The sequence below is a fragment of the uncultured Mucilaginibacter sp. genome, from assembly GCF_903913935.1.
In the GTDB taxonomy this organism is placed as follows: Bacteria; Bacteroidota; Bacteroidia; order Sphingobacteriales; family Sphingobacteriaceae; genus Mucilaginibacter.
The window spans coordinates 1-13,655 of the sequence record NZ_CAIWNH010000201.1; the positions used below are offsets into that span (position 1 = coordinate 1).

A 13,655-nucleotide genomic window follows, 5' to 3' on the forward strand; every position below is an offset into this window, starting at 1 on the left:
TAATAGCGACCAAAAACAACGAACAAATACAAGTTTTAGAAAGGAATAAATATAAATAACTCTAATGATTAAAAATTCACAAATAACCACGCTTACATCATGTTCACAATTATTATTAATTTTTTGAAAAAAAACTAAACTCTATGAACCAAATTTTACAAAAAGAAAGCTTTATGCTGAAGAGATCCTGCCAGGTTTCTTTGTTAAAGCCATCAGCACTTACTTTCCTTATGGTCATTTGTTTGATTTTACAGGGAAAGGCAATGGAGACCACCCGAGGAGGTAGACCTTCGAAGTTAGTTAACTCTGCTTTATCTGCCCAGGGAACTCCGGTAAAAGGAACCGTGCTCGATGAAAACAATCAACCGGTGCCGGGGGCGACGGTGTCCATCAAGAAGCTCGGTTTGTCTGCTTCAACCGATGTGAATGGAAAATTCCAAATAAATGTACCACCGGGCGAATACGACCTGAGTATTTCTTACATCGGGATGCAACCTGTACAGAAACACATTGTTGTTGGCGATCAAACGCTTGATAACATTACCATTATCATGCCTTCTTCGGTCGGTGCGCTGAAAGAAGTTGTCGTAGTGGGTTACGGTTCACAGTCAAAAAAGGATGTAACAGGTTCTATCGCAAGTGTTAAAGGCGAAGATTTAAAAAACCTGCCGGTGAGTAATCCGGCCGCTGCCCTGCAGGGAAAGGCTGCTGGCGTTGACATTGTCCGGAGCGACGGGTCACCTGGAAGTGTGCCAACTATCCGGATAAGGGGTACAGGTACTATAAACGATTCAGACCCGTTTGTTGTCATTGATGGTGTTCCTTCAGGTGGATTGAATGACGTAAATTCAAACGATATCGCCTCCATTGAAATTTTAAAAGATGCATCTGCATCGGCTATTTATGGTTCCAGGGCTGCAAATGGTGTGGTACTCATCACAACCAAAAAGGGCAACTATAATGAAAAATCAAAAACAAACGTTAACCTGTATGAGGGTGCAAATTCTCCTGTGAAATACATTAACATGCTCACGGCCCCTGAATTGGCACAACTAAAAACAGAATCCTACAATAACGATAGTGCCACTCCGCCTACCATTTGGAGCAATCCTTACTACTCTACCCAAAGGACAGATTGGCAGCGGGCTTTGCTGGGTACCGGCCATGTACGTAACGCTGATATTGCCGTAACCGGAGGTAGTGCCAGTTCGAATTATAGTATGTCAGGCAATTATTATAACGAAACAGGTATGATCCCAAATTCTGTGTTCACGCGTTATAATTTTAGGATCAATTCCGAACACCGGTTGACATCGAAATTAAAGGTTGGCGAAAACGTATTTTACTCCAATACCAATAATGTATCCCCTGACACAAGGTCGACACAGACAGGTCTGGTTTGGACAGCCATACGATTTAATCCGGCTATACCGGTAACCAACCCTGATGGCTCATGGGGTAGTTCGCAGGCAGATAACCAGCTGGGCGATATTAATAACCCGGTTGAAACAGCTAAATTAACCGACCAGTACAACAAAACAAACAGAATTTCAGCCAATGGCTTTGCAGAGCTGGAAATACTAAAAGGACTAAAGGTGCGGGCAAATTATGGTTATGACGGAAATTACAATCAGTCATACAATTTCTCGATAGCAACACCAGAGCAAACCCGCGGACCATCGGTATCCTCGCTCAATCAGGGTTATTCAAATACGACCCAATTTTTAGAGGAGTACTACCTTACTTACAATAAAATTTTTAATGATGTTCATGAAATCACTTTTACAGGCGGATATTCTGCACAGGAAAATAAAGGTAACTATGTGAACGCTTCTAGAAGCGGTTTTACGGATACTGATCCTAACCAACGCGTTTTAGATTTTGGAGGCAGCCCTGGTAACGGTGGTAACTTTATGAATTCAACTGGCTTGCAGTCGTATTTCGGCAGGGTAAATTATGCCTATGATAGTAAATATTTACTAACGGTAACAATGCGCGCCGATGGCTCCAGTATGTTTGCAAAAGGTAAACAATGGGGATATTTCCCTGCATTCTCCACAGGCTGGCGGATTTCGGACGAGAAATTTTATACCGGCCGTATTAAAGAAATCTTCAATTCTTTAAAACTTACAGGTGGCTGGGGCGAATTGGGAAACCAATACATTACACCATTTGAGTATTTGAGCAGGTTAGGTTTGGGCAGTGGTTATGGCTATGCACTTGGTTCAAATACGGTTGTTCAAAATGGAGCTGCCGTAACAACGCTTTCCAATCCGAACGTAACCTGGGAAGCGGCAAGTATGACAAATATATCGCTGGAATTTGCTGCGCTACATAACCATCTGAACGGATCAGTTACCTATTTTAATAAAAATACTACCCATATGCTCATCCAGTATCCAATTGTTGAAACATTTGGGGCCAAAACCGTATTGCCTGATGATCCGGGATATATTTCTTTGCCGAACCTGAATGCAGGCGAAATGAATAATCACGGTGTGGAAATTGAATTAAACTATTCCAATACGGCTGTTGGGGGAAAATTGAAGTATTCATTTAGTGCGAATGGATCCTTTTTAAACAATAAAGTAACAAAACTTTATGGTACTGGAGGTTATTTAGCTGCTACGCCCTATGGTAGAGAAAACGTCGATATCTCACGTACTTATGAAGGCCAGTCAATAGCTTCGTTTTACGGATTTAAAACCGGTGGCATTTATCAAACGCAGGCGGAAATCGATAATGATCCAAATATTAAAAACGATCCAAACAAAGCTAACATAAGGCCGGGCGATGTCAGGTTCCTTGATGTTAACGGCGACGGGATTGTAGATGATAAAGACCGGGTAAATCTTGGAAACCCTAACCCCAAATTTGTTTATGGGTTTCATGGATCGCTCTCCTACAAAAATTTTGATTTTGCATTCAGTTTTGCTGGCGAATCCGGACTTAAATTGTATAACGCCGACCGCCTTGCTGGTTTAGATGCAACCCAGGTATTTAACTGGTATGCTGAAGAGCTTGGAAGATGGCATGGGCCGGGAACCAGCAACACCATCCCCAGGCTGTCTTCACCTGGTTACAATTTGAATGATAATTACCGCTCATCAGATCTTTGGATTGAAAACGGCAGTTATTTATCATTAAAAAGCGTCTCGTTAGGATATACTTTTGTGAAAAAGACATTGGCTGGTATAGCCTTGCCTGATATTCATCTTTATGCCAGTTCATATAACGTGCTGATGATTTCAGGGTATAAAGGCTTTACTCCTGAACTGGGATATAACGGCGGCAACCTGCAAAAAGGCGTCGACGTCGCGCAATACCCTAGTGCCAGGAACGTAACTATTGGAATGACAGCAACTTTTTAATTTTATAAAATCTTACCATTATGATCTCAAATAAATATAAAATATTAATGATCAGCTGCCTTAGCTTGCTGCTAACGCAAGGCTGTATAAAAAAGCCTCTCGATCAAACACCGAAAGGTTCCTATACAACAGGGTCCTACTGGCGCAATCAAAGTGATGTGATTGCAGGTGTACTGGGTATTTACAATATTCTTTATGTAGAAGATTGGGTTGGCCATGCACTGTATACGTACGATGATCAGTCGGATGATATTTATGTAGCAGGTGACCATCCTGACTTTAAGTCGGTGGGTAATTTAAATGCCGACCCTTCATTACAAGTCATCTATTACACCTGGCCTTTTGCGTATGAACAGATTGGTCGCGCAAATAACGCGATCCTCTATATACCAAAAGTTCCGGTGATGGACCAGCCTATTCGCGACAGGTCAATGGGCGAAGCCTATTTTTTGCGGGCACATGCTTACTTTATATTAAGCCAGATATATGGCGATGTACCATTGATTCTGGAAAATAATGTGCTTTCCGGTAATTATAACGTTGCCAAATCTACACAGGCTCAGATATGGGCTCAGGTGGAATCGGATTTAGTAAAAGCTGTGAGCTTATTGCCAGAAACCTACGCTGATGCCGATAAAGGCCGGGTAAGCAAAGGTGCCGCCGAAGGTTTATTGGCTAAACTTTATCTTTTTGAAGATAATTTTAATAAAGCGATCCAGTACGGATCTGCCGTAACAGGAGATTCAAACTATGCTTTATCGCCAAATTATACCGATAACTTTACAGTAGGCGTTCAACAGACGGGCAGTACCGAATTGCTGTTTGCGGTTTGGAATCAAAATAGCGAGATTTCGGGTTCATTGCAATCGCCCATCAATATTTATTTTTCTCCGCGGCCATGGAATGGATGGGGATTTCATCATCCAACACAGGATTTTGCAGGTACTTTTGAAACAGGCGATAAACGGAAAGCAGCCACGTTATTATCTGTTGGCGATTCTATCGCCAATCAAACCAATATGGTAAGTATATCGGCAGATGATGCGGTTCAAATGTTCGCCGGGAAAGCAGGCCAAACTACTGGTAGAATGCTTCCAAGTATGTCTGAAACCGGCTACTATATCAGAAAATATACGGCCTATATGCCTAGTGGCGATGGGAATTTAAATTCTGATCTTAAACAGCCGCTCTTGCGTACAGCCGAAGTTTACCTCATCGTAGCAGAAGCAAAAATCAGGCTTAGCGGTGCTGGAAGTGGCGATGCCGAAATTAATGCAGTGCGGGCAAGAGCGGGCCTCAAACCGGTTTCCGGCGCTGGCATGCAACAGCTAATTCATGAGAAAAGGGTTGAGCTCGGCGGTGAAAATGTTCGCTGGCAGGATTTACTGCGCTGGGATAAAGATAAGGTCGTTAACCTGGATACCATTGTTGGAAAGCCGAAGTTAGCATCGCCTTTAGCTCCTTATAATAGCGCTGTTATTGTACCTGCGCGTACGTTTAAAAGGCCGAAGAATTATTTTATGCCGATCCCTCAGGAAATTATTGATGAAAGTAAAGGCGTTATTACGCAGAACCCCAATTATTGATAATGACTTTTGTTAGGTTTTAGATTGATGATTAATGGGTATTCCGAAAGGAGCCCATTAATTTTTAAAAAACAGTAAGTATTTAATCATAAAAATTATGGAAAACCAATCGGAGGATGAATTGGCGCCGCTACCGTCATTGGACGCATGGGAAGACGATGTCCTAAAAAGATACCCGGAGCCTGGAAAGCCCGCAAAAGCCAAAGAAGAATTCAGAAACTATGATAGCCCGGAAATTGATGGTGTTCGCGAATTTTATCGCCTCAACCATAAATACCAGACTTATGACAATGTGTTGGCCAAAAAAGCCAATTTTTTAAAGTTCGATAAAAAAGAAATGCCCTGGTGGCAGGCCCTTGAGTATTTAAATACCCTTATTGACGATTCAGACCCAGATACTTCATTAGACCAGTTACAACACTTATTGCAAACGGCTGAGTCTATTCGTGCGGACGGGCACCCTGATTGGTTTGTACTCACTGGTTTTATTCATGACCTAGGAAAAGTGCTTTGTTTGTTTGGAGAACCCCAATGGAACGTAGTGGGCGACACCTTTCCGGTAGGATGTAAGTTCTCAGATAAAATAGTTTATCCTGAATTTTTTGCGGATAATCCGGATACCTATGATGAACGATTCAATACTAAATATGGTGTTTATTCGCCTCATTGCGGGCTTGATCAGGTGCACATGTCATGGGGCCATGATGAGTATCTTTACCATATTACCAAAGACTATCTCCCCGAAGAGGCTTTGTATATGATCCGTTACCATTCCTTTTATGCACAGCATCGCGAAAAGGAATATGACCATATTTTAAGTGCGCACGACCAGGAAATGTTTAAATGGGTTGATAAATTTAACCCTTATGATCTGTATTCCAAAAGCCTGGTTGCGCCCGTAGTAGCGGATTTGAAGCCTTATTATCAGGATTTGCTCGCCAAATATTTCCCGGCAACGGTAAAATTATAGCTAAAAAATGTCCTTGCGTCCTTCGCGGGGGCATTTTAAAGCTTACCCGGACAACAAGGGAGGCTTAGGGTTGATACTTCAGTTTTTATTTACACTTACCCTACCAATGGCAGCGCTTGAATGGGCTATTTTAAAAAATATTGCATGCACAAATATTTATTCGTTTTTATTTTTTTACTTATAACTCTTATGGCCTCGGCCCAGGTTGACCAGGCAGCTTCAAAGGCATTTATCGAGCGGATCATCCCCGGCCGTTCAGGTTCATTTCTCATCGAAAGTATAGTATCCGGGGATCATAAAGATGTTTTTGAACTCGATGGGAAGGACAGCAAAATTATCCTCAGGGGCAATAGTGGGCTGTCAGTAGCTGCAGCATTAAATTACTACCTGAAAAATTATTGTTATTGCGATTTTGGTTGGAATGGGACGAACCTGAATTTACCAGTAAAGCTGCCGCTTGTTAAAAAGAAGATCCATAAAAATACTCCTTACAAATACCGCTATTATCTCAATTACTGCACATTTAATTACTCGATGTCCTGGTGGGATTGGACCCGCTGGCAAAAAGAAATTGATTGGATGGCCCTTAACGGCATTAATATGCCCCTGGCGATTACCGGAGAAGAAGCGATCTGGCAGGATGTTTACAAAAAAATGGGCTTTACAAATGAGCAACTTGGTGACTTTTTTAGTGGTCCTGCTTATTTTTCCTGGTTTTGGATGGGAAATATTGATGCCTGGGGAGGCCCCTTGCCTCAGCATTGGATGGATGCGCACCTGGCGTTGCAGAAAAAGATCCTGGAACGAGAACGGTCGTTCGGAATGACCCCAGTTCTGTCGTCGTTTACCGGGCACGTACCGCCCTCTTTTAAGGATAAATTTCCGACCGCCAGGGTAAAAAAAACCAATTGGGATGCAGGTTTTCCTGATGTTTACATTTTAGATCCCGATGATCCAATGTTTGAGACCATCGGTAAAAAATATATTGAAGCGCAAACGGCGGCATTTGGTACCGACCACCTTTACTCTGCTGATACTTTCAACGAGAACGTGCCGCCGACCAATGATTCCACCTACCTGGATGGAATGAGCAAAAAAGTATTCAACTCCATGGCCGCAGCTGATCCCAAAGCGGTGTGGGTAATGCAGGGCTGGATGTTTCATTACAACAATAAATTTTGGCAGCCGCAGCAGATCAGGGCGCTTTTAAATGCGGTGCCTGATGAGCACATGATCGTTTTGGATCTGTATAGTGATGCCCACCCCATGTGGAACCGTACCGAAGCGTATTATGGGAAACCCTGGATTTGGAGTATGCTACAGAATTTCGGCGGTAACATCAGTCTCTTTGGCCGCATGCGCCATGTGGCAGCCGACCCTGCCATTGCCCTGCATGATCCTGAATCAAAACAAATGATGGGCATCGGCCTAACTCCGGAGGGGATTGAGCAAAACCCCGCTCTTTTCGAGCTGATGCTTGAAAACGTTTGGCGTGATACCCCTATCGATGCCGACGCCTGGGTGAAAAACTATGCCCGGCGGCGCTATGGAAAAAGCAGCAGCAAGGCGGAAGAGGCCTGGCAACTCCTGCTCAATACCGTTTACAGCAGCGGGCTTACCGAAGGGGGACCGGAATCTATCATCGTCGCCCGGCCGACCTTAAAGAAATCTGTCGACAGGGTTTTAACCCACCTGGACTACGATCCGAAGAAATTAGTTCAAGCATGGGCTTTATTGATACAGGCTGCCCCGGATTTGAAAAAAAGCGACGGCTTTCAATATGATCTGGTGGACGTTAGCCGGCAGGTGCTTGCCAATTACGCAACACCCTTGCAACAAAAAATCGCTTTAGCTTATGTAAATAAGGATAAGGAACACTTCAAATTATACAGCAGCAAATTTTTGCAGTTAATGGATGATATTGATGCCCTGTTAAGCACCCGGAAAGACTTTTTATTAGGCAAATGGATTAATGAAGCAAGAGCCAACGGAATCACCGAACAGGAAAAAACCCTATATGAATTTAATGCGCGAGATATTATTACGCTTTGGGGGGATAAAGAAAGCGGTTTAAGCGAATATTCAAACAGGCAATGGGCCGGTTTGATAAAAGGATATTATCAACAACGTTGGATACAGTTTTTCAAAAAAATGAATACAGCGATGGAAACAGGGGCAACATTTGATGCAGCAAATTTCGACAAACAGATAAAGGAATGGGAATGGCAATGGGTGAATACGCATGATAACGCCTACCCTGATCTCACCCATGGAGACGCAATCGTCATTTCGAAACAGTTGTTTGAAAAATACCATCGTACGATTCAAATGTCGTTTTAAAAGCATTCTATTTAAAACAAATGAAAAAACGATTTTTTTTATTTTTTCTGGCGCTTATTTCATTTGTATTCCATGCTCCGGTTTTTGGTCAAACCATTAACGATCATATTTTTCCGCCGTCGGGAGTTGCGAAGCCTTATATTGATTTTGACAGCAAGGGCTTCCTGATTGAAGGCAAACGGACTTATATAGTTTCAGCCGGGATGGAATATGCACGGATACCACATCAACTTTGGTACGACAGGCTTTTGCGGATAAAAAGGGCAGGTTTTAACTGTGTGGAGATTTATACTTTTTGGAATTTTCATGAAGAAAAGGAAAATCAATTTAATTTTTCCGGCGATCATAACCTGGGGCAATTTCTGGCGATCGTTAAAAAAATGGGTTTGTACGCTATCGTACGGGTAGGACCTTATTATTGTGCCGAATGGGATAATGGCGGCTACCCCCTGTGGCTTAAGTTTAAGGCTGGTTTGCGCGTGCGCGAAGACAATAAAGTATTTGAGCACTATGCCGATCGTTTTTTTGACAGGTTATTACCCATCGTCTTTCAAAACCAAATTAATAAAGGTGGGCCGGTAATTTTGGTTCAACTGGAAAATGAGCATATCAACGGATGGGGCACAGTAATGCCCGACGGGTATTTTAAACATTTGCAGGCAAAGGCTCTGGGTTTGGGTTTGCAGGTGCCCTACTTTTTTAGCGGCCTTCACCATGCAAGTGACCCTGCCAGCGATGGCCATCTTGACGATCCATCCAGACCGAACCCCTGGTTCAGTACCGAGTTTTGGAGTGTTTGGTATTCGCAATATGGGCCAAAACCGGAGGATGCCGGTGTATACGACCGTCGTACATGGAAAATTATCGCACATGGTGGCAATGGCTACAATTATTATATGGTGCACGGAGGTTCTAATTTCGGCTATAGCAATAATAATGAAGATGCTGCATCTTATGATTATGGCGCTGCCATAGGACAGGCTGGTGATTTGCGGCCGATTTATTACACTTTTAAACGGGCCGCATGGTTTGCCCGCAGTTTTCAGGAGGTGCTCGAAAATAGCACCGACGGCTCAGCAGCCTATCGTCAAATAACAACCGATACACTGGTCAAAATAAGCGCACGTACTAGTGCCGCCGGTGATCTTATTTTTCTGGATAACCCCGGTTCAAAACAAGTGACTACCAGCTTAACTTTAAATGGCAGTAGTTTAACGCTTCAGCCGGGTGAAATATTTCCGATCGTACATGATTTCAAAATCAATCCTGCAATTACACTCGACTGGGCCTTTACCCGTATTTTCGTTATCGTCAAACAACGGCAAACCGTAACGATGATAGCCGATTGCCCGGAAGGAGCTAAGCTTTCATTGCATTTTACCGCTGGGCCTAAGGATAAAGTCCAAACAAGGTCTGCGGCAATCCATATCAAAAACGGTAAAATTGATATAGACACCGTGATGCCTGCCAGTAAACAACCGCTCGCATTTTCCTTTACCGTTGGATCAACTACGGTAAGGGTTTTGGCGATGAACCGCGAAGGCACGGATAAAACCTGGATAGCCGACATAGCAGGTCAAAATTATATCGTCTGTGGCAACGATTACCTGGGAGAGATCTCGGCAAAAGGTCATTGTTTTAGTATGGAAACAGAAACGCCGGCACTGGGAAGTGCTAACAAGTCTATTTGGATTTATACGGATAAAAAAGACATCGGATTGGACAATACAAGTTCTCATTTTATCGGCCAGCAAAAAAAAATGATCCTAAGTAAATGGGAGCGAAAACCAGCATCTGCACCTGCCTTGCCGGGTTATGACACCAAAGGGTGGTTCCACAGTGTTGCGCCTTTTCAAATGGGGGCCGACGGCGATATCACTGCGGATGCCTGGTATCGTTCAACGCTTAAGATACCTGTTTCGGGGAACTATACCATTCAGCTGAAGGGTGGTGGCAGGGGGCAGGCTTTTATCGATGGCAAGCCTTCGGTAAAATGGAAATTGGATGATGGGGAGCTTGCATTGCACTTGAATAAAGGTGTACATACTTTTGCTGTTTTTACTGCGCATGATGGACGTGATAAATTGGCCGGATACCTGGGGGCTATCACCAATGTAGACCGCAAAGGAATTTTTGACGATGTTCGGATAAAAATGGGCGGCCCTTTCATCAGTAATATAAATGGCTGGTATTTTACTAAAGCCAACCGGCTGGAGGATGTAAAAAATGGGCCACCTGATTTTGATACAACAATCTTTAAAAAGTATAAAATCGGTGATGATGCCTTTCAACAAAGCAAGGGATTTGGATGGTTTGAAACGATCGTCGATCAATTGCATGCAGTTGCCGGGAAAGTAATATTTTCATTCAAAAGTGTCGATGAAAACGCAACCGTGTTCGTTAATAACAAAATGATAGCGCATTATGATGGCTGGAATGTGCCTTTTGAGCTGACAGTAACCGATTCTGCTGTATTAAAAGGGCCTATCAAACTTGCTGTTTTTATTGAAAACTATTCCAACGAAGGTGGAATAGATCAGCCCGTAACGATGAATACTATCGGGAATGCACCCCGGATTTTGGATTGGTCAATGAAAGGCGGGCCGGGTAATCCGGGCAGCCCAAGCGGCTGGCAGCCGCTGTTATCAAACAGCAACCAAAGTTCGCAACCATGCTTTTACCGCACTAAATTCAATATTTCTATTCCTAAAGGCCAAACAGCGATTTGGCGGGTTGATCCAAAAGGAATGGGACATGGCTCCATCTGGGTAAACGGACACAATTTGGGGCGCTATCCCGAGAAAATAATGGCCCCGGGCTTGTACATACCTGAATGCTGGTTGAAAAAAGGTTTAAATGAACTCGTGATATTTGAGGAAGACGGAAATCAACCTGATGATGTGGTTATAGGCCCTGAAACAGCTGCCGGGCGAACCATTCAGCATTTGAAAACAATATTAAATTAATTTATACTTTAAGAAATGGGTATCACTACTGAAAGATTTACTGCTCTTGATGTTTTCCGCGGAATGACCTTATGTTTCATGATCATCGTGAATGCCCCCGGCTCCGACGCCGACGTTTGGACGCCGCTGGATCATGCTGCCTGGTTTGGCTTTACGCCGACCGACCTGGTCTTTCCCTCCTTTTTATTTGCAGTAGGTAATGCGCTCAGTTTCTCCAAAAATAAATTCGAAACCAATGCCGCCTTTCTGAGTAAAATAGTAAAACGTACGGTAATCATCTTCTTACTTGGCTACCTGATGTACTGGTTTCCGTTTTTTCACAGAGCGAATGGCGGTTGGGCATTTAACCCGCTCGCGCATACCCGGATTATGGGTGTATTGCAACGTATTGCCCTGTGTTATTTTTTTGGAGCCCTGGTTGTACATTATTGTTCAGAAAAAGCCGCGGTGATTATTTCGGTGTTGTTATTAACAGGCTACTGGGCTTTTCTACGCTTCTTTGGCGAACCTGGCAGGGAATTTACCATGCTTGGCAACGCTGGAACCCGCCTGGATATAATGATCATGGGGAATGACCATTTATATCACGACAAAGGCGGTCCTATTGCTTTTGATCCTGAAGGACTCTTAAGCACCATGACGGGTATTGTGAATGTAATAGCCGGTTTTTTAGCCGGTGCATTTATTCAAAAGAAGGGAAAAAATTATGAAGCTGTTGCCAAGCTTTTTATTTACGGAGGTTTACTTGTAGCTGCTGCCTTATTTATCGGGCAGTTCTTTCCTATCGCCAAAAAATTATGGACGAGTTCATTTGTTTTACTTACGGTTGGCATTGACCTTTCTATTTTGGGCCTGCTGGTTTATCTTATCGAAATAAAACACCTGCAACGCGGAACTAAGTTTTTTTTGGTGTTTGGTCGAAATCCGCTCGCCATTTATTTGCTTTCTGAACTCCTATTAACCACGTTGCAATTGATTTGGGTTGGTGCTCATTTGAGTTTTTACGATTGGATCAACCAGGTTTTCTATCAACCCCTGTTTCCTGGTGCAACGGGCACCCTGGTGTTTGCAATAAGCTATATGCTGCTATGCTGGCTGGTAGCTTATGTATTAGATAGAAAAAGAATCTACATTAAAATTTAACTATGCGGGCAAAACGATCGGCCAAATTCCTTTTGATTTTAGCCCTGCTTGGTTTAGCCCGGCAGGGATTTGGCCAGCAAAACAATAAGCTTAACTATGTAAACCCCTTTATCGGCACATCAAAAAGTAATGTGCCAACCAAATGGGGGAACAATGGCGGAACTTATCCCGGAGCAGTGGCACCTTCTGGCGCAGTTCAACTTACGCCCGAGACCAGCCTGACCGGAAACAGGGGCTACGATTACGCAGACAGCAGCATTTATTATTTCAGTTGTTTTAACCATTTGAGTGGTTTTCCCTTCGGCGCGTCGGGGCGCTTTTTTATCATGCCGGTTGGCAAGCAAGATAATTTTGAGGATGGTGCTTACAGCAGACCTTTTTTACATCGCAATGAACGTGCCCATCCGGGTTTTTACAGTGTCGTTTTTGACGATGACGGTACATTGGCTGAAGCTACGGCAACACTCCGTACCGGACTGTTTCGTTTTACTTTTAAAGCAAAGCAAGCCCCTCGGATTTTCATTGGTGATACCGGCGAACTCCTTCAGCAATCCAAAAGGAGTTTGCATTTTTCGAATGGTCATACCGTAGTTAACCTGGGTGCTGATGTCGAAGGGATAAAACCGGTAAAAGGAGGATGGTTGCTGTCTTTTCCTGCTGATCCAAATCATCAACAAATTATAGGCATCCAACTGAGTGCATCATCGGTCAGCTTCGCAGGGGCGCAAAATAATTTGGACAAGGAAATTGGGGGGGCAAATTTTGATGAAGTTTGCCTACAAACCAGCAGGGAATGGGCGAAAAAACTGGCTGTTATTGAGGTGAGGGATAACAGTGAGCAAAATAAAACGGTTTTTTATACCGCGCTTTATCATTCTTTATTGATTCCCTGGGTAATTGAAGATGCTGACGGGCAATATGCCGGCGCCGATGGTAAAATACAGCAAAAAAGCGGTCGTCACCAATATGGAGGGTTTTCCCCCTGGGATACTTTTCGATCGCTAAACCCTTTGCTGACGCTGCTTTATCCCGAAAAAGAAAATGATGTGATCTTATCGATGCTGGATGTTTACAAACAAACCGGCCACTTGCCCACAGAGACGATGACCGGTAACCATGCCATTGCCATTATCGTGGATACTTACCTGAAAGGTGTGGCCGGGTTTGACAAGGAGTTCGCCTACAAAGCCATGAAAAGTAATATCATGGAAGCGCCCTTTGTACAAAACGATATGCAGCTCTATAATGAGAATGGATATATTCCGTATACACGTTCAGA

7 protein-coding genes are annotated in these 13,655 nt (G+C 43.4%); all 7 read left to right on the forward strand.

Annotated elements, in window-relative coordinates:
* Window positions 1-143 precede the first annotated feature (143 nt).
* On the forward strand, window positions 144-3,371 hold the full coding sequence (locus QZY09_RS07390) for a TonB-dependent receptor (protein WP_295670366.1): 3,228 nt from the start codon (window positions 144-146) through the stop codon (window positions 3,369-3,371).
* 20 nt (window positions 3,372-3,391) lie between these two features.
* Window positions 3,392-4,957, forward strand: coding sequence for a RagB/SusD family nutrient uptake outer membrane protein (locus tag QZY09_RS07395; RefSeq protein WP_295670369.1), 1,566 nt, complete (start codon window positions 3,392-3,394; stop codon window positions 4,955-4,957).
* A gap of 97 nt (window positions 4,958-5,054) precedes the next feature.
* Window positions 5,055-5,927, forward strand: coding sequence for an inositol oxygenase family protein (locus tag QZY09_RS07400; protein ID WP_295670372.1), 873 nt, complete (start codon window positions 5,055-5,057; stop codon window positions 5,925-5,927).
* Window positions 5,928-6,116: 189 nt separating this feature from the next.
* A complete protein-coding gene (locus QZY09_RS07405; RefSeq protein WP_295670374.1) occupies window positions 6,117-8,267 on the forward strand; it encodes an alpha-N-acetylglucosaminidase in 2,151 nt (716 codons plus the stop codon).
* A gap of 20 nt (window positions 8,268-8,287) precedes the next feature.
* Complete coding sequence (locus QZY09_RS07410) at window positions 8,288-11,233, forward strand: beta-galactosidase (RefSeq protein ID WP_295670376.1); 2,946 nt, start codon at window positions 8,288-8,290, stop codon at window positions 11,231-11,233.
* 15 nt (window positions 11,234-11,248) lie between these two features.
* A complete protein-coding gene (locus QZY09_RS07415) occupies window positions 11,249-12,376 on the forward strand; it encodes a DUF5009 domain-containing protein (protein WP_295670379.1) in 1,128 nt (375 codons plus the stop codon).
* A 2-nt stretch (window positions 12,377-12,378) separates the two neighbouring features.
* Window positions 12,379-13,655 (forward strand): glycoside hydrolase domain-containing protein (locus QZY09_RS07420; RefSeq protein WP_295670382.1); only part of this gene is annotated, 1,277 nt, incomplete at its 3' end.